Source organism: Cryobacterium suzukii, from assembly GCF_004403185.1.
GTDB classification, from domain to species: domain Bacteria; phylum Actinomycetota; class Actinomycetes; order Actinomycetales; family Microbacteriaceae; genus Cryobacterium; species Cryobacterium suzukii.
The window spans coordinates 128,771-144,929 of record NZ_SOHJ01000009.1; the positions used below are offsets into that span (position 1 = coordinate 128,771).

21 protein-coding genes are annotated in these 16,159 nt (G+C 61.9%); all 21 read left to right on the top strand.

Annotation, left to right across the window (positions count from 1 at the left end):
* Positions 1–74 precede the first annotated feature (74 nt).
* On the top strand, positions 75–1,472 hold the full coding sequence (locus E3T39_RS09280; protein WP_277612822.1) for a type IV pilus twitching motility protein PilT: 1,398 nt from the start codon (positions 75–77) through the stop codon (positions 1,470–1,472).
* Between the two features lie 319 nt (positions 1,473–1,791).
* Positions 1,792–2,244, top strand: a complete 453-nt coding sequence (locus E3T39_RS09285) for a type IV pilin protein (protein WP_134514656.1) — start codon at positions 1,792–1,794, stop codon at positions 2,242–2,244.
* 156 nt (positions 2,245–2,400) lie between these two features.
* Entirely contained in the window at positions 2,401–3,519 is a 1,119-nt protein-coding gene (locus E3T39_RS09290) for a hypothetical protein (RefSeq protein ID WP_134514658.1), read from the top strand.
* A 122-nt stretch (positions 3,520–3,641) separates the two neighbouring features.
* Positions 3,642–4,133, top strand: coding sequence for a DUF6121 family protein (locus tag E3T39_RS09295; protein ID WP_134514659.1), 492 nt, complete (start codon positions 3,642–3,644; stop codon positions 4,131–4,133).
* 63 nt (positions 4,134–4,196) lie between these two features.
* Positions 4,197–4,913, top strand: coding sequence for a spermidine/putrescine ABC transporter substrate-binding protein (locus E3T39_RS09300; RefSeq protein ID WP_134514661.1), 717 nt, complete (start codon positions 4,197–4,199; stop codon positions 4,911–4,913).
* Positions 4,914–5,342: 429 nt separating this feature from the next.
* Positions 5,343–5,717 carry a 30S ribosomal protein S12 gene (gene rpsL, locus E3T39_RS09305; protein WP_035834602.1) on the top strand — a complete coding sequence of 125 codons (375 nt, stop codon included), beginning with the start codon at positions 5,343–5,345 and terminating at the stop codon, positions 5,715–5,717.
* On the top strand, positions 5,717–6,187 hold the full coding sequence (rpsG, locus tag E3T39_RS09310; protein ID WP_092107221.1) for a 30S ribosomal protein S7: 471 nt from the start codon (positions 5,717–5,719) through the stop codon (positions 6,185–6,187). Before rpsL ends, rpsG begins: the two co-directional genes overlap by 1 nt.
* Before the next feature lie 134 nt (positions 6,188–6,321).
* Positions 6,322–8,436 carry an elongation factor G gene (gene fusA / locus E3T39_RS09315; protein ID WP_134514663.1) on the top strand — a complete coding sequence of 705 codons (2,115 nt, stop codon included), beginning with the start codon at positions 6,322–6,324 and terminating at the stop codon, positions 8,434–8,436.
* Positions 8,437–8,569: 133 nt separating this feature from the next.
* Positions 8,570–9,763, top strand: a complete 1,194-nt coding sequence (gene tuf / locus E3T39_RS09320) for an elongation factor Tu (RefSeq protein WP_092107225.1) — start codon at positions 8,570–8,572, stop codon at positions 9,761–9,763.
* Between the two features lie 149 nt (positions 9,764–9,912).
* Positions 9,913–10,350 (top strand): hypothetical protein, encoded by a 438-nt coding sequence (locus E3T39_RS09325; protein ID WP_134514665.1) that lies wholly within the window; start codon positions 9,913–9,915, stop codon positions 10,348–10,350.
* A gap of 485 nt (positions 10,351–10,835) precedes the next feature.
* Entirely contained in the window at positions 10,836–11,144 is a 309-nt protein-coding gene (gene rpsJ, locus E3T39_RS09330) for a 30S ribosomal protein S10 (protein ID WP_035834607.1), read from the top strand.
* 8 nt (positions 11,145–11,152) lie between these two features.
* The gene (rplC, locus tag E3T39_RS09335) at positions 11,153–11,812 is read left to right on the top strand and encodes a 50S ribosomal protein L3 (protein WP_092339443.1); all 660 of its coding nucleotides are present in this window, start codon (positions 11,153–11,155) and stop codon (positions 11,810–11,812) included.
* A gap of 5 nt (positions 11,813–11,817) precedes the next feature.
* Positions 11,818–12,468, top strand: a complete 651-nt coding sequence (gene rplD / locus E3T39_RS09340) for a 50S ribosomal protein L4 (protein WP_092107231.1) — start codon at positions 11,818–11,820, stop codon at positions 12,466–12,468.
* The gene (rplW, locus tag E3T39_RS09345; RefSeq protein WP_134514667.1) at positions 12,468–12,770 is read left to right on the top strand and encodes a 50S ribosomal protein L23; all 303 of its coding nucleotides are present in this window, start codon (positions 12,468–12,470) and stop codon (positions 12,768–12,770) included. Before rplD ends, rplW begins: the two co-directional genes overlap by 1 nt.
* A gap of 22 nt (positions 12,771–12,792) precedes the next feature.
* A complete protein-coding gene (gene rplB / locus E3T39_RS09350; RefSeq protein WP_092339441.1) occupies positions 12,793–13,632 on the top strand; it encodes a 50S ribosomal protein L2 in 840 nt (279 codons plus the stop codon).
* Positions 13,633–13,641: 9 nt separating this feature from the next.
* Positions 13,642–13,923, top strand: a complete 282-nt coding sequence (gene rpsS / locus E3T39_RS09355; RefSeq protein WP_092107237.1) for a 30S ribosomal protein S19 — start codon at positions 13,642–13,644, stop codon at positions 13,921–13,923.
* 26 nt (positions 13,924–13,949) lie between these two features.
* Positions 13,950–14,315: a 50S ribosomal protein L22 gene (gene rplV, locus E3T39_RS09360; RefSeq protein ID WP_035880249.1), complete on the top strand. Its 366-nt coding sequence runs from the start codon at positions 13,950–13,952 to the stop codon at positions 14,313–14,315.
* Entirely contained in the window at positions 14,315–15,085 is a 771-nt protein-coding gene (gene rpsC, locus E3T39_RS09365; RefSeq protein WP_092107240.1) for a 30S ribosomal protein S3, read from the top strand. The genes rplV and rpsC overlap by 1 nt, the downstream gene beginning before the upstream one ends.
* The gene (rplP, locus tag E3T39_RS09370; RefSeq protein WP_035880247.1) at positions 15,085–15,504 is read left to right on the top strand and encodes a 50S ribosomal protein L16; all 420 of its coding nucleotides are present in this window, start codon (positions 15,085–15,087) and stop codon (positions 15,502–15,504) included. The genes rpsC and rplP overlap by 1 nt, the downstream gene beginning before the upstream one ends.
* A complete protein-coding gene (gene rpmC / locus E3T39_RS16595; RefSeq protein WP_134514669.1) occupies positions 15,504–15,848 on the top strand; it encodes a 50S ribosomal protein L29 in 345 nt (114 codons plus the stop codon). The genes rplP and rpmC overlap by 1 nt, the downstream gene beginning before the upstream one ends.
* A 2-nt stretch (positions 15,849–15,850) precedes the next feature.
* Positions 15,851–16,150 carry a 30S ribosomal protein S17 gene (gene rpsQ, locus E3T39_RS09380; protein WP_035834619.1) on the top strand — a complete coding sequence of 100 codons (300 nt, stop codon included), beginning with the start codon at positions 15,851–15,853 and terminating at the stop codon, positions 16,148–16,150.
* The last annotated feature ends 9 nt before the right edge of the window (positions 16,151–16,159 follow it).

The window sequence follows — 16,159 nt, forward strand, 5'->3', positions numbered from 1 at the left end:
CGAGTGGTCGCGAGCGGCCGTACCTGTTCGCGGCAATCAGTACCCGACACGCTTGCTCCGAGAAGGAATCGCTCATGGACGACCCGAAAACTTCCCTGTCGCCAAACGACACTCCCCTAGCCGGCGATATGGCGGGCTTCACCCCGGTCTCAGCTAGCGCCGCAGTGAGCGCCACCCACCACGACGAAATTCGCGTGCTGCCCACGAATCGTCGGCGCACGCGTGTGGCGCTTCGCAGCGTTCCCGGCGACGGTATTCTGCGCAGCGTCGAACCGGCGGCGCCCGATGTGCTCGGCGCACCCGACGTCGACCTGATCGAGGCCCTTTATGAGGTCGTGCTGCGGCAGGCATCCGACCTGCATGTGTCTGTCGCCGCTCCGCCGAGTATTCGCCGCGACGGCGATCTGGGCCCTGTGGGGGTCGGCCCGGCGTGGTCGAGCCAGAAAGCAGACCGGGCCATCCGCAGCATTCTCACCCGGGCCCAACAGGTCATCTTCGATCGAGACCATGAACTTGATTTCGCCTACACGCTTGAGGATGCCGCGGTCACCGGTGCGTCCACTCGATTTCGGGTCAACGTGCACCAGCAGCGTGGCGCGATTGGTGCGGCCTTTCGGCTCATTCCGCACGAGATCAAAGACCTGAAGGCCCTCGGTATCCCGCAATCTGTGTCCACATTCGCCGGGCTGCCGCGCGGACTGGTACTCGTGGCCGGGCCAACCGGCTCGGGAAAATCCACGACGCTGGCGGCCCTCGTCGACCTCGTGAACAGCACCAGGGCCGACCATATCGTCACCGTAGAAGACCCGATTGAGTTTTTGCACGCGCACAAGAAATCCCTGGTGACCCAACGCGAGGTGGGGCATGACACGGCGAGTTTCGCATCCGCTTTGAAGCACGTGCTGCGGCAGGACCCCGACGTGATTCTTATTGGTGAACTGCACGATATCGAGACGATCCAGGTAGCGCTGACCGCCGCCGAGACCGGGCACCTCGTGTTCGCGACGCTGCACACGCAGAGCGCGGCGCAAACCATCGACCGCATCATCGACGTCTTTCCTCCCCACCAGCAGAACCAGGTGCGTGCGCAGCTCGCCCAGACCCTGCAGGGCGTGGTCTGCCAGACCCTGGTGAAGTGGGCGAACGGGGCCGGCCGGGTCGCGGCGACCGAGGTTCTCGTCACCACTCCAGCCATCGCCAACCTCATTCGCGAGGGCGAAACGCACCAGATCGAATCGATGATGCGGAGCGGTCGGGAACGTGGAATGCACACCATGGACCAGCACCTCGCCGAACTGGTCAACACGGGGCAGATCACCCGCACGGCCGCGCACGCCAAGGCCCACGATATTGCCGGGCTTGACCTGCTCATTCACCGAACCGAACCGGCGGCCGGGGGCTTTGCCTTCGCGGGGGCTGGCTCCGGCCACAATGCCGACAGCAACGTCGGGTTCTCCCGCGCGGTGAGCTGATGTCGCCCGCTACCTGCCCGTCTTCAGCATTGCCAGCCTGATCAACTAGGCCAGGTCTGCCTCGACCCCGCTGCGGCGGGGGCTTTTGGCGCGCCCGCGCATAATTCAGCAAACTCCCTTCGAGTGGCGTTTCCTGTGGGGGTGGGTAATACCCAAATCACCCGCATACGTGGGGTCGTGCGCGAGAAAATCTCACTCTAATCTGAAGCTCCGATCGCACCCTCGATCGCACAATTCACTGCAGCAGACGAACACGGCACGACGAGTCCTTACCCGGCTCGCTTTCGCACGACCCACTTCCAACCCGAATGGATTCCTAGTGCTTACTCGCCTGCTCGCTTCCATCAACCTTCGCCGCGCACGCTTTACCGAGAACCAGAGTGGGTTCACGGTGATCGAGTGGCTCGTCATCGTGATTCTCATCGGAATGCTTGCCGCCGTCGCCATTCCGGTTTACCTGGGTGTGCAGAACAACATCAAGGACGCGAGCGTCAAGACTGACCTCGCCAACGCCAAGACCGCGATCATCGCCGTGCAGGACGATACCGGAACAATGCCGGCCACCGCCGCCAATATCGCGACTATCACCGGAGCCACCGGCCATGGCTACACCAAGGGGTCGAACACGTCCACGATCAGCTACAAGTACCTCACTGCGACGACCTACTGCATCGGCGCCACAAGCTCGACGACGGAGAAGTTCTACGTGACCGAGACACTTGATATCACCAACAACGCGATCATCGCTGCACCCACCGACTGCACCTGGTGACGGTGAACGCAACGATCTCGGGCCCGGTGTAATCGCTCGAAGCGCCGGTGGCGGCATCCGCGGGACAATACGGGCAGCGCGCCGAGTCTCCGTGGCATTTGCCGCGCCCTTGGTACAGTAGAAGTCAGTCACGGCGAAGGCCACGAGGAGTTCAGCATGAGCGACAACACGCCAACCGACGGCAAGAAGAACCCTGAAACGGATGCTGCTACAGCGCCCGACCTGACCGCGTCAGAGCAGGGTTCCGCCGACCAGGACGGTGCACCCGGGCACGCCGCAGTGGTAACCGGAGCGGAGTCGACCTCGGAGCGATCTGCGGTTACACCGGAACCCGTGCAGGAACCCATCGTCATCGACTATGACGCCATCAACGCCGATCTGAGTGCGGCCGAGCGCGCCGACGCGGTTACCGCTTCGGCCGCAGCCCGCAACCTGCCACCCATGTCGACGGCCGCTCCGGTCGCATCGACAGATGCCGTGGCGCCGAGCCTCGCCGACGACTACGTCGATTCCTATACGCCCGCCGAAACTGTTTCCGCCAAGAGTACCGCCGTGGACTCCGAGCAGACGTCGCCGGTTGTACCGGTCGCGCTCGTCGGGGGAACCGCAGCCGCGGAAGCCCCGATCGACTACGCCGTGGTCGATGCTCCACGCGACGTGCCGGTCGCGACCGCGCCGTCGTACACGCCCCCGGCCCAGTCGCCGATCTACGTGCAGGCACCAACCAAGCCGAAAGACCGCAGCAACCGCGGTGGCGGCATTCTGATCGCCCTTCTCGCCACGGTCGTGTTCGCCGTGCTGTACGCCGTCGCGGCGTTCATTATTATCGGAATGACCAGCACGACAATGGCGGCGACCGTAGACGGGTTCAGCACCGTCGCCCTTCTGCCACTCTTCTACATTCCCATCATTTTCTTCTTCCTTGCCTTCGTCGCACTGATAGCGCTGGTTAACCGGCGCGGCTGGTGGGCCTACGTGCTCTTCGGGTTCCTCGTGGCCGCTGTGGTCTATTTCTCCTACATCGGCGGCGCGCTGCTCGGCCTCATGCTTGATGGCAGCCTGGACGGCATCAGCCCGGCGGAACTCAACCGCTTCATCGGTACTCTGTGGCTGAATCCCGGTGCGATCGCTGCCGCGATCATCGCCCGCGAGGTACCGATCTGGGCCGGAGCCTGGATCGCCCGCCGCGGACGCCGCGTCACCGCCAAGAACCTCGAGGCCCGCACCGAGTACGAGCGCCTCCTCGCCGACGGCCCGCACGTCACCCGCCCCTAACCCGAAGCCCACTCCCTCTTCCGGACGGGGCCTGGGCCCCGTCCGTCGGAAGCGGTCCCGCGCAAGCCTCGGCGGGCATCCGCTCTGCAGCGCGCTGCACCAGGCAGGCCTACGCTGGAGCCATGCGGGAATACCGAAAGTACGCGATCACCATGGCGGCCTTTTCGGTCGCGCTCTATGTCGCGTTCATCGTGGCGGCGTTCGGCGTACTGAGCCTGCTGCTCGATCGCGATGTCATCAACGAAACGGATGCCGGTGCCCTCCTCGGCCCCATCATGGTCACCACCGCGGTCCTCGCGCTGGTCTGGGTCATCCTCAATGCCGTGTTGCGGTCCCCAGAGCGACTGACGCAAATTCCTCCGCTACCGATCTTCGTCGCGGGCGTCGCTGCCTATCTTGCCTATTGCATCTCCGGGGGAGTCGTCTACAGCCTTGGCGCCGGCGAACTCTTTCGCTCGGTTATCTTCATCGGCGCAGAAATGATGAGCCCATTCGCGATCGCCGTCGCCGTGAGCGGCTGGCTTATTGCGTTTCTCTTTTTTCTGGTACTGCTGGCTAAACCCGCTGGATCCGGCGCCCCCGAGTGGCCCTGGGAGAAAAACGACGACAACTAGCCCGTGACGACGGTGCAATCTTGGCATCTCGCGCAGGAGGCGTTACGAGTACCCTTATGCATTATGGATAGGTCCATCGAGTCGCGTGTCAACCACGAGGTTGAGAACTGGCTGCGTTGGATCACAAGGTGGCGCCCCGCGACACACCGCGGTCGGGCGCGCCTCTGCCGTCAGTGCTTCGGGTCGCCGATCGTCGCCTCCGCCGGACTCGCGGTCGACGTGCCCCACGTCGTTCAGCATGCCCTGTCAATGCGCATGAAGATCGTGATCGATGCCTCCGTCGACGAATACACCGAACTGAACCTGCCGAGGCTCGCGCACGAGCTCAATCTGAGCGAGCGCCGCGAATCCGCCCAGGCCTACCGCCCCACCGAGGGCCTCGACCCGGAGTTTCGCGGCCTGGACCTCGACCCGCAACCGGCAGCAGACGCCCCCTACCTCTTCACATTCGGTGAACTCGCCGACCAACAGCTCCCCGCCGCGCAATCACCGCCCCTACCCGCCGCGGAATCCGACAGCGCCGAGCACGAGCACGGTCTCCCCGCGCCATCCGACCCCCTTCCGCCGCTCAGCCCGGCAGAAAAACAAGCGCTCAAAGCCGAGATGCAGCTTGCCGACGAGTACGCGACCCAGGTAGGCCTGCGGGTCTGCGCCCAGCTCACCCAGCAGAGGCCCCGCCTGCTCGAGGCGATCGCACAATTCGTCGAGCCCCAGGTGCAGGCCCTGCTCGTCGACCTCGGGAGCACCCTGGATTCCCCGCTTTGGCCGAGCAATCCCTAGCCGAGCCGTAGCATCCGCTCCTTTGCCCACCGGGCCCACCTTATGAACCCGGGCCCAGTTTATAAACTGGGCCCGGGGACGGGGCCCGGGCCCCGTCCGCATAAACGACACGAAAATGGTGGCGGGGCGGTGCCCGCGACCCATTTGACCGTGACGGCTGCGCCGGGCTAGAATTGCCGGGTGTGCGCTTTGTCGTGCGCCTGAATTATGCCCTCACGATGTTCGCATCGAGGAAGCACCAGGTCGGGGCGAGATTCCACACATGCAGGGTTTGCTCAACGAGTAGCCCCCACGGCATACCCACCAAAACACGCGCGAGTAATCGTGTGGGTTCAAGCGGGTCCAGATGAACTCGACCAAATCGCAAGAAGTGGTCGAATGCTAACCATCACAAAGCTGTCACCGTGCAGCAATAACAAGGAGTAATTAGTGCCCACCATTCAGCAGTTGGTCAGGAAGGGCCGTAGCCCCAAGGTCACCAAGACCAAGGCTCCCGCCCTGAAGTCCAACCCGCAGCAGCGCGGCGTTTGCACCCGCGTGTACACGACCACCCCGAAGAAGCCGAACTCGGCTCTGCGCAAGGTCGCCCGCGTCAAGCTTTCCAACGGTACAGAGGTCACCGCCTACATTCCCGGCGAGGGCCACAACCTGCAGGAGCACTCCATGGTGCTCGTGCGCGGAGGCCGTGTTAAGGACCTCCCGGGTGTGCGTTACAAAATCATTCGCGGCGCACTGGACACCCAGGCCGTCAAGAACCGTAAGCAGGCACGTAGCCGCTACGGCGCAAAGATGGAGAAGAAGTAATGCCCCGTAAAGGACCCGCTCCCAAGCGCCCTGTCATTGCCGACCCGGTTTACGGTGCACCCATCGTCAGCCAGCTCGTCAACAAGATCCTTCTCGATGGCAAAAAGGGCCTCGCCGAGCGCATCGTTTACGATGCCCTCGCCGGTGTCTCCGCCAAGAACGAGCTGGATGCCGTTGTCACGCTGAAGAAGGCACTCGACAACGTTCGTCCGACCCTCGAGGTGCGTTCGCGCCGCGTCGGTGGCTCCACGTACCAGGTTCCGGTCGAGGTCAAGCCGCACCGCGCCAACACCCTGGCGCTGCGCTGGTTGACCAGCTACGCCAAGGCGCGTCGCGAGAAGACCATGACCGAGCGCCTCACCAACGAGATCCTCGACGCGAGCAACGGCCTCGGTGCCGCTGTCAAGCGTCGTGAAGACACTCACAAGATGGCTGAAGCGAACAAGGCCTTCGCTCACTACCGCTGGTAGTCAGAACCATCGAGCATTCCTGATCATCGGTTCAGGCGCGTGCCGGCTTGCGTCGGCACCCGCCTGCCCGTTGAAAAAGCGGATGTTCATTGCCTTGTTCCGCATTCCCACCCCTACCCTTCCGGAGGACCCCCGTGGCACTTGACGTGCTCACCGACCTGAGTAAGGTCCGCAACATCGGCATCATGGCTCACATTGATGCTGGCAAGACCACCACAACTGAGCGCATCCTGTTCTACACGGGTGTCAACCACAAGATCGGCGAGACCCACGACGGCGCCTCGACGATGGACTGGATGGCGCAGGAGCAGGAACGTGGCATCACGATCACCTCCGCTGCGACGACCTGTTTCTGGGACAACAACCAGATCAACATCATCGACACCCCCGGACACGTGGACTTCACCGTGGAGGTGGAGCGTTCGCTCCGCGTTCTCGACGGTGCCGTTGCCGTGTTCGACGGCAAGGAGGGCGTTGAGCCCCAGTCCGAAACCGTGTGGCGTCAGGCCGACAAGTACGACGTGCCCCGCATTTGCTTCGTCAACAAGATGGACAAACTCGGCGCCGACTTCTACTTCACTGTCGACACCATCATCAAGCGCCTCGGCGCGAAGCCGCTGGTAATCCAGCTGCCGATCGGTGCAGAGTCTGACTTCGAGGGTGTCGTTGACCTCGTTCAGATGCGTGCGCTGACCTGGCGTGGCGACTCCAAGGGTGACGTGGAGATGGGCTCGAAGTACGCCATCGAAGAGATCCCCGCCGACCTCGTGGAGAAGGCTGCCGAATACCGCAAGCTTCTGCTCGAGACCGTCGCCGAAACCGACGACGACCTCATGGAGCGTTACTTCGCCGGCGAAGAACTGACGGTTGCCGAGATCAAGGGCGCCATCCGCAAGCTCACCATCAATAGCGAGATCTACCCGGTTCTCTGTGGTTCTGCGTTCAAGAACCGCGGCGTTCAGCCGATGCTCGACGCTGTCGTTGACTACCTCCCCACCCCGCTCGACGTGGCCGCCATTGAGGCGCACGACGTTCGCGACGAGGAGAAGGTCATCATGCGTCACCCCGACGCCGAGGAGCCGTTCACGGCTCTTGCGTTCAAGGTTGCGGTGCACCCGTTCTTCGGTCGCCTCACCTACGTTCGCGTGTACTCGGGCCGTCTCGACTCCGGAGCCCAGGTCATCAACTCGACCAAGGGCAAGAAGGAGCGCATCGGCAAGATCTTCCAGATGCACGCCAACAAGGAGAACCCGGTCGGTTTCGTCACCGCCGGTCACATCTACGCGGTCATCGGCCTCAAGGACACCACCACGGGCGACACCCTGTGCGACCCGAACCAGCAGGTCGTACTCGAGTCCATGACTTTCCCTGACCCGGTTATCGAGGTCGCTATCGAGCCCAAGACCAAGCAGGACCAGGAAAAGCTGGGCCTTGCTATTCAGAAGCTCGCCGAAGAAGACCCCACCTTCCGTACCGAGCAGAACCAGGAAACTGGCCAGACGGTAATCAAGGGAATGGGTGAACTTCACCTGGACATCCTCGTCGACCGCATGAAGCGTGAATTCAACGTTGAGGCGAACGTCGGCAAGCCCCAGGTGGCGTACCGCGAAACGATCCGCAAGGCCGTTGAGCGTCACGACTACACGCACAAGAAGCAGACCGGTGGATCCGGCCAGTTCGCGAAGATTCAGATCGCGATCGAGCCGATGGAAATCACTGCCGAGAAGTCGTACGAGTTCCTCAACAAGGTCACCGGTGGCCGCATCCCGCGTGAGTACATCCCCTCGGTGGATGCTGGAATTCAGGATGCGCTCCGCGTAGGCATCCTGGCCGGCTACCCGATGGTGGGCGTTCGAGCCAGCCTGCTTGACGGCGCTGCGCACGACGTCGACTCCTCGGAGATGGCCTTCAAGATTGCCGGCTCGATGGGCTTCAAGGAAGCCGTTCGTAAGGCGAACCCCGTTCTGCTCGAGCCGCTGATGGCCGTCGAAGTTCGTACCCCTGAGGAATACATGGGTGACGTAATTGGCGACCTCAACTCGCGTCGTGGGCAGATCCAGACCATGGAGGATGCGCAGGGCGTGAAGGTAATTCGCGCTCACGTTCCACTGTCGGAGATGTTCGGATACATCGGTGACCTGCGGTCGAAGACCTCAGGCCGTGCGGTGTACTCGATGACGTTCGAGAGCTATGCGGAGGTCCCGAAGGCAGTTGCCGACGAGATCATCAACAAGAACAAGGGCGAATAGCCCTCATTCTGGCCTTCGGGCCGAATCGCTTCGGCCACCTGGCCCTAGTAACATAAGTAGACACATCCAGCGCATACCGGCCGCTCATAACGGCGGCCGTGAATTTGCACGCGAGTCCTGAGGAGGACCCACAGTGGCCAAGGCCAAGTTCGAGCGGACAAAGCCGCACGTAAACATCGGAACGATCGGTCACGTTGACCACGGAAAGACCACGCTGACTGCAGCGATCTCCAAGGTTCTTGCCGATAAGTTCCCGTCCAAGATCAACGTTCAGCGCGACTTCGCGTCGATTGACTCGGCTCCGGAAGAACGCCAGCGCGGCATCACGATCAACATTTCGCATGTTGAATACGAGACCGACAAGCGTCACTATGCGCACGTCGATGCTCCGGGCCACGCTGACTACATCAAGAACATGATCACCGGTGCTGCTCAGATGGACGGCGCAATCCTCGTGGTTGCTGCTACTGACGGCCCGATGGCTCAGACCCGTGAGCACGTTCTTCTCGCCAAGCAGGTCGGCGTTCCGACCCTGCTCGTCGCGCTGAACAAGGCCGACATGGTTGACGACGAAGAGATCATGGAGCTCGTCGAGCTCGAAGTTCGTGAACTTCTCTCCAGCCAGGGTTTCGATGGCGACAACGCCCCCGTTATCCAGGTCTCTGCTCTCAAGGCGCTTGAAGGCGACGAGAAGTGGACCGGTAACATCCTTGAGCTCATGAAGGCTGTTGACGATTTCATTCCGGACCCGATCCGCGACAAGGACAAGCCGTTCTTGATGCCGATCGAGGACGTCTTCACGATCACCGGCCGTGGCACCGTTGTAACGGGCCGCGCCGAGCGTGGAACCCTCAAGATCAACTCCGAGATCGAGATCGTCGGCATCCGCCCGACGCAGAAGACCACGGTTACCGGTATTGAGATGTTCCACAAGCAGCTCGACGAGGCTTGGGCCGGCGAGAACTGTGGACTTCTTCTTCGTGGCACCAAGCGCGAAGACGTTGAGCGCGGCCAGGTCGTCGTCAAGCCGGGTTCGGTTACGCCGCACACCGACTTCGAGGGCACCGCGTACATCCTCAGCAAGAACGAGGGTGGCCGTCACAACCCGTTCTACGCGAACTACCGCCCGCAGTTCTACTTCCGCACCACGGACGTCACCGGCGTCATCACGTTGCCCGAGGGCACCGAGATGGTTATGCCTGGCGACACCACCGACCTGACTGTCGCGCTGATTCAGCCGATCGCCATGGAAGAGGGCCTCGGCTTCGCTATCCGTGAAGGTGGCCGCACCGTCGGCGCCGGCACGGTGACCAAGATCATCAAGTAGTCTTTTCTACTTCGATCTCTGAAAAGGGGTCGGGCCTTCGGGCTCGGCCCCTTTTTTGCACCCTGCGTGCGTGTCTCCATATTTGCCAGCGGATGTCGATGGACGCCTACGGCCAGGCACGAATCGCAATATCCGGTTATGGTCTGCCCATGCAGAGAACGAAACTGGAAATGCGCATCCTGTTGGGGATTGCTGTTGTCGTCATCGCCGTCCTCGCCGTGGTGATCGTGCCACGCCTGGTCTGGCCTGCTCCCGTCGCCCAATCCGCGATCGCCCAGGTGGCGCCGGCTCTCGCTCCATCGCCGATCGTCACGCCAACGCCTACCGCTCAGTCTGAACAGCAGGTTCTCGACAATATGGTGGCGAGTACCGTCAGTGTGTACAGCGTGCTGGTCTGCGACAGCCTCACGAAGTATGCCTCCCTGACGATTCCCGAGATCATCGACGAGGTGCTTGCTGAATATCCGACTACCGGTTTGTCTGACCAATCGCGACAGATTATGGCCCAGCGCGTTCTTACCGAATCCACCGCCAAGAGCTGCCCCGACCAGAGCCCGCGCGTCGCCGCCGGAGTCACCTCGGGTTAGCCGCCCCAGTCGCAGGAACGCCGATGCCCACGGTCGGCTGGTCGCGGGCCTTCGTCTGCACAGCTGGGCGACACGCCGAGCGCGACACGCCCGGGTTGCATGAAGTGCCAACTGTGTGGCAGACTCTTCTAGTTCAACACTTTCGGCGTGCGCTACGCGTCGCCGGAATCACTGCCAGGCAGTGCATAGTCGCGTCACGCTCATTCGAAAAACACATTGTCGGATGAGCGCAGATTGCAGGCTAGGCCGCAGGGAGCAGAGCGAAGTACAAATCAACGATCTGGTCGGCGTGGGTAAAACCGTGCCGTCCCCCAGGTTCTGCTTCTGGGAGTCGACGTTGACGATGAGCGTCGTTTATTTGGCGTGAATCGAAATTGACATATGAACAGTGGTGCTAATGGCAGCAGTGCTACTACGGCGTCCAATGCAACCTCGGCAAATCCTGCCGTTGTCTGTAAGACGCCTCGACAGAGAGAGAGTTCGACATGGCGGGACAGAAGATCCGCATTCGACTTAAGTCGTATGACCACGAGGTCATCGACATTTCGGCGCGCAAGATCGTCGACACAGTGACCCGTGCGGGCGCTACAGTCGTCGGCCCGGTGCCGCTTCCGACCGAGAAGAACGTGGTGTGTGTCATCCGTTCGCCTCACAAGTACAAGGACAGCCGGGAGCACTTTGAAATGCGCACCCACAAGCGCCTGATCGACATCATTGACCCGACCCCGAAGGCTGTTGACTCGCTTATGCGCCTCGACCTTCCGGCCGACGTCAACATCGAGATCAAGCTCTAGGGCCCGCGATGTCTTACTCCGATACCAAGACCACCAAGGGTCTCCTCGGCAAGAAGCTCGGCATGACCCAGGTGTGGGACGAGAACAACAAGCTTGTTCCCGTTACCGTCATCGAGATCGCGCCGAACGTTGTCACGCAGATTCGCACCAAGGCAGTGGATGGCTACAACGGCGTTCAGATCGCCGCTGGCCCGATCGACCCGCGCAAGGTCAACAAGCCCCTTGCCGGTCACTTCGACAAAGCCGGCGTCACGCCTCGTCGCCACATCACCGAGCTCCGCACCGCGGATGCCGCTGACTACAACCTGGGCCAGGAGCTCACCGTTGACGGTGTTTTCGTTGCCGGCACCAAGGTTGATGTCATGGGCACCAGCAAGGGTAAGGGTTTCGCCGGTGTTATGAAGCGTCACAACTTCAAGGGTGTCTCCTCCTCTCACGGTTCGCACCGTAACCACCGCAAGCCCGGTTCTATCGGTGCTTCCTCGACCCCGAGCCGTGTCTTCAAGGGCATGCGCATGGCCGGTCGTATGGGTGGCGAGCGCGTAACCGTACTGAACCTCAAGGTGCACGCTATTGACGCCGACAAGGGCCTCATGCTCGTCAAGGGTGCCGTTCCCGGTGCTCGTGGCCGCCTCGTATTCGTTCGCAACGCAGTGAAGGGAGCCTAGTCACCATGGCTACAGCACTCGACATCATTGACGCCAAGGGCAAGAAGGCAGGCTCAGCTGAGCTTCCCGACGAACTCTTCGACGTTCCAGCCAACATTCCTCTCATCCACCAGGTTGTTGTTGCGCAGCTCGCTGCCGCACGCCAGGGAACGAGCAAGGTCAAGCGCCGTGGAGAAGTTTCCGGTGCCGGCCGCAAGCCGTTCAAGCAGAAAGGAACCGGTCGCGCTCGTCAGGGCTCGATCCGCGCTCCTCAGATGACCGGTGGTGGAATCGTCCACGGACCGACCCCGCGCAGCTACGACCAGCGCACCCCGAAAAAGATGATCGCCGCAGCCCTCAAGGGTGCACTGAGCGACCGCGCCCGCGGTGGCCGCCTGCACATCGTCGAGGCACTGTTCACGGCGGAGACCCCCAACACCAAGGTTGCCCTGGAGCTGCTCACGCAGATCGCCACGAGCAAGCACGTGCTGGTTGTCCTCGAGCGTACCGACGAGACCACGTTGCGAAGCATTCGCAACATCCCGACGGTGCACATCCTCTCGTGGGATCAGCTCAACGCTTATGACGTGCTCGTCAGCGACGACATCGTCTTCACCACCGGCGCGTTCAACGCGTTCGTGGAGAGCAAGACCAAGAAGGAAGAGGTGGCCGCATAATGCCTATCGCGACCAACAAGGACCCCCGCGACATCATCATCTCTCCGGTTGTCTCTGAGAAGAGCTATGGCCTGATTGACGAGGGTAAGTACACCTTCATCGTTGACCCCCGCTCGAACAAGACGGAGATCAAGCTCGCGATCGAAAAGATCTTCAAGGTGCAGGTCGCTTCGATCAACACCCTGAACCGCGTGGGCAAGACTCGCCGCACCAAGTTCGGCATGGGCAAGCGCAAGGACACCAAGCGTGCCATTGTCACGCTCAAGTCTGGCTCCATCGACATCTTCACGGCCGTCGGCTAAGCGACAGGCAGAGGGATAACTAATGGCTATTCGTAAGTACAAGCCCACGACCCCGGGTCGGCGCGGTTCATCCGTTGCTGACTTCGCGGAAATCACGCGTTCCACCCCGGAGAAGTCGCTTCTGCGTCCGCTCTCCAAGACCGGTGGACGTAACAACCAGGGCCGTATCACGACCCGTCACATCGGTGGTGGCCACAAGCGCCAGTACCGCGTGATCGACTTCAAGCGCAACGACAAGGACGGCGTCAACGCCCGCGTCGCTGAAATTGAATACGACCCGAACCGCACGGCGCGTATCGCGCTCCTGCACTTCATCGACGGCACGAAGCGTTACATCATCGCGCCGAACAAGCTCAGCCAGGGCGACATCATCGAGTCGGGAGCCGGGGCTGACATCAAGCCCGGTAACAACCTGCCGTTGAAGAACATCCCCACCGGTACCATCATTCACGCGATCGAGCTGCGTCCGGGTGGTGGCGCCAAGATGGCCCGCTCCGCCGGTTCGTCGGTTCGTCTCGTCGCGAAGGAGGGCGTCTACGCCCAGCTTCGTCTGCCGTCTGGTGAAATCCGCAACGTGGATGCTCGCTGCCGCGCGACGATCGGCGAGGTCGGCAACGCCGAGCAGTCGAACATCAACTGGGGCAAGGCCGGACGTATGCGCTGGAAAGGCGTTCGCCCGACCGTTCGTGGTGTTGCCATGAACCCGGTCGATCACCCGCACGGTGGTGGTGAGGGTAAGACGTCCGGTGGACGTCACCCCGTCAGCCCCTGGGGCCAGAAGGAAGGGCGCACCCGCCACCCGAATAAGGAAAGCGACAAGCTCATTGTTCGTCGCCGTACCGTCGGCAAGAAGCGTAAGTAGGAGTAGACGATGCCAAGAAGTCTTAAGAAAGGCCCCTTCGTTGACGACCACCTGCTTCGCAAGGTGTTCGCGGCGAACGAAGCCAAGAGCAAGAACGTAATCAAGACCTGGTCGCGCCGCTCGATGATCATCCCCGACATGCTCGGACACACCATCGCAGTGCACGACGGACGCAAGCACATCCCGGTGTTCGTCACCGAGAGCATGGTCGGTCACAAGCTCGGTGAGTTTGCACCTACCCGCACCTTCCGTGGACACGTGAAGGACGACAAGAAGGGCCGTCGCCGCTAACGCGGTGACGTGAAGGAGGAGAAGAAATGGTGGAGTCGATCGCACGCGTGCGTCACATCCGCGTTACCCCCCAGAAGGCTCGTCGCGTTGTCAACATGATCCGCGGCAAGCAGGCGCACGAAGCGCTGGGAATTCTGAAGTTTGCGCCCCAGGGCGCGAGCGATCCGGTGTACAAGCTGGTGGCCTCGGCCATCGCCAACGCCCGGGTCAAGGCAGATGCAGCCAACACGTATCTGGACGAGCAGGACCTGTTCATCAGCCGGGCATTCGTTGACGAGGGTACGACCCTCAAGCGTTTCCAGGCTCGTGCCCAGGGTCGCGCATTCGAAATCAAGAAGCGCACCAGCCACATCACGGTTGTGCTCACCACTCCTGAGGAGGGTACGAAGTAATGGGTCAGAAAGTAAATCCCTATGGCTTCCGTCTGGGAATCACCACCGATCACGTATCGCGTTGGTTCTCCGACTCGACCAAGCCGGGTCAGCGTTACGCTGACTTTGTTGCAGAAGACGTCAAGATCCGTCGCCTGCTGAGCACCAGCCTTGACCGTGCCGGCGTCAGCCGTATCGAGATCGAGCGCACTCGTGACCGTGTTCGCGTTGACATTCACACTGCCCGTCCGGGCATTGTGATTGGTCGCCGCGGCGCGGAGGCCGAGCGCATCCGCTCTGACCTTGAGAAGCTCACCGCCAAGCAGATCCAGCTGAACATCCTCGAGGTCAAGAACCCCGAGCAGGATGCCCAGCTCGTCGCGCAGGGTATTGCCGAGCAGCTTTCCGCACGTGTGGCATTCCGCCGCGCGATGCGTAAGGGCCTGCAGGGCGCACAGCGCGCCGGCGCCAAGGGTGTTCGCATCCAGGTGTCCGGTCGTCTGGGTGGCGCCGAGATGAGCCGCAGCGAGTTCTACCGCGAAGGTCGTGTGCCACTGCACACCCTGCGTGCGAACATCGACTACGGCTTCTACGAAGCCAAGACCACCTTCGGCCGTATCGGCGTGAAGGTCTGGATCTACAAGGGCGACATCACCAACAAGGAACTCGCTCGCGAGCAGGCCAACGCTAAGTCGTCCCGCCCCGAGCGTCGTGACGATCGACCGCGCCGTGCACCTCGTGCAGATGCTCCGGCAGCGGCACCGGTCGCAGCAGGAGTTGAGGCTAAATAATGTTGATTCCACGTAGAGTCAAGCACCGCAAGCAGCACCACCCGGGTCGCACCGGCCACGCTACCGGTGGCACCACGGTGTCCTTCGGTGAGTACGGCATCCAGGCGCTGACCCCCGCTTATGTGACCAACCGTCAGATCGAGTCCGCTCGTATCGCCATGACGCGTCACATCAAGCGTGGCGGGAAGGTGTGGATCAACATCTACCCCGACCGCCCGCTGACCAAGAAGCCGGCCGAAACCCGCATGGGTTCCGGTAAGGGTTCGGTCGAGTGGTGGGTTGCCAACGTCAAGCCGGGTCGCGTTCTGTTCGAGCTCAGCGGTGTCACCGACGCCGTTGCGAAAGAGGCGCTGACCCGCGCAATTCACAAGCTGCCCCTCAAGGCACGCATCATCAAGCGCGAGGAGGGCGACGCATAATGGCGATCGGAACCAAGGAGCTCGCCCCAGTCGAGCTCGATACTTTTGACAATGAAAAGCTGTTCGAAGAGCTGAAGAAGGCCAAGGAAGAGCTGTTCAACCTGCGCTTCCAGTCGGCCACCGGTCAGCTTGAGAGCCACGGCCGCCTCCGCGCGGTCAAGCGCGACATCGCTCGTATCTACACGGTTCTCCGTGAGCGCGAGCTGGGCATTCGTGCCACGCCCGTCGCAGCCCCGGCTCCGGCCAAGGCTGAGAAGGCCGAAAAGAAGACCAAGAAGGCCAAAGCCGCAGTGGAGTCCACCGATGACGCTGCAGCCGAGGCCGTCGAGACGAAGGAGGCCTAGTCATGGCGAAGACTGACGAAACGGTCGTCGCGGGCGAAGCCACCGAGCTCGTACGCGGTTACCGCAAGACGCTGCGTGGTTACGTGACCAGCGACAAGATGAACAAAACCATCATTGTCGTGGTCGAAGACCGCGTGAAGCACCCGTTGTACGGCAAGGTCATCCGCCGTACATCCAAGCTGAAGGCGCACGACGAGGCGAACTCCGCCGGAATCGGCGACCTGGTCCTGATCAGCGAGACCCGTCCGCTCAGCGCTTCCAAGCGCTGGCGCCTGGTCGAGATTCTTGAGAAGGCCAAGTAAGCCTCGCGC

Excerpts from the sequence above, each read along its gene's own strand:
- E3T39_RS09280 (WP_277612822.1), top strand. The coding sequence starts at position 75 with ATGGACGACCCGAAAACTTCCCTGTCGCCAAACGACACTCCCCTAGCC.
- E3T39_RS09290 (WP_134514658.1), top strand. The coding sequence starts at position 2,401 with ATGAGCGACAACACGCCAACCGACGGCAAGAAGAACCCTGAAACGGAT.
- E3T39_RS09295 (WP_134514659.1), top strand. The coding sequence starts at position 3,642 with ATGCGGGAATACCGAAAGTACGCGATCACCATGGCGGCCTTTTCGGTC.
- E3T39_RS09300 (WP_134514661.1), top strand. The coding sequence starts at position 4,197 with ATGGATAGGTCCATCGAGTCGCGTGTCAACCACGAGGTTGAGAACTGG.
- rpsG (WP_092107221.1), top strand. The coding sequence starts at position 5,717 with ATGCCCCGTAAAGGACCCGCTCCCAAGCGCCCTGTCATTGCCGACCCG.
- E3T39_RS09325 (WP_134514665.1), top strand. The coding sequence starts at position 9,913 with ATGCAGAGAACGAAACTGGAAATGCGCATCCTGTTGGGGATTGCTGTT.
- rpsJ (WP_035834607.1), top strand. The coding sequence starts at position 10,836 with ATGGCGGGACAGAAGATCCGCATTCGACTTAAGTCGTATGACCACGAG.
- rplC (WP_092339443.1), top strand. The coding sequence starts at position 11,153 with ATGTCTTACTCCGATACCAAGACCACCAAGGGTCTCCTCGGCAAGAAG.
- rplD (WP_092107231.1), top strand. The coding sequence starts at position 11,818 with ATGGCTACAGCACTCGACATCATTGACGCCAAGGGCAAGAAGGCAGGC.
- rplW (WP_134514667.1), top strand. The coding sequence starts at position 12,468 with ATGCCTATCGCGACCAACAAGGACCCCCGCGACATCATCATCTCTCCG.
- rplB (WP_092339441.1), top strand. The coding sequence starts at position 12,793 with ATGGCTATTCGTAAGTACAAGCCCACGACCCCGGGTCGGCGCGGTTCA.
- rpsS (WP_092107237.1), top strand. The coding sequence starts at position 13,642 with ATGCCAAGAAGTCTTAAGAAAGGCCCCTTCGTTGACGACCACCTGCTT.
- rplV (WP_035880249.1), top strand. The coding sequence starts at position 13,950 with ATGGTGGAGTCGATCGCACGCGTGCGTCACATCCGCGTTACCCCCCAG.
- rpsC (WP_092107240.1), top strand. The coding sequence starts at position 14,315 with ATGGGTCAGAAAGTAAATCCCTATGGCTTCCGTCTGGGAATCACCACC.
- rplP (WP_035880247.1), top strand. The coding sequence starts at position 15,085 with ATGTTGATTCCACGTAGAGTCAAGCACCGCAAGCAGCACCACCCGGGT.
- rpmC (WP_134514669.1), top strand. The coding sequence starts at position 15,504 with ATGGCGATCGGAACCAAGGAGCTCGCCCCAGTCGAGCTCGATACTTTT.
- rpsQ (WP_035834619.1), top strand. The coding sequence starts at position 15,851 with ATGGCGAAGACTGACGAAACGGTCGTCGCGGGCGAAGCCACCGAGCTC.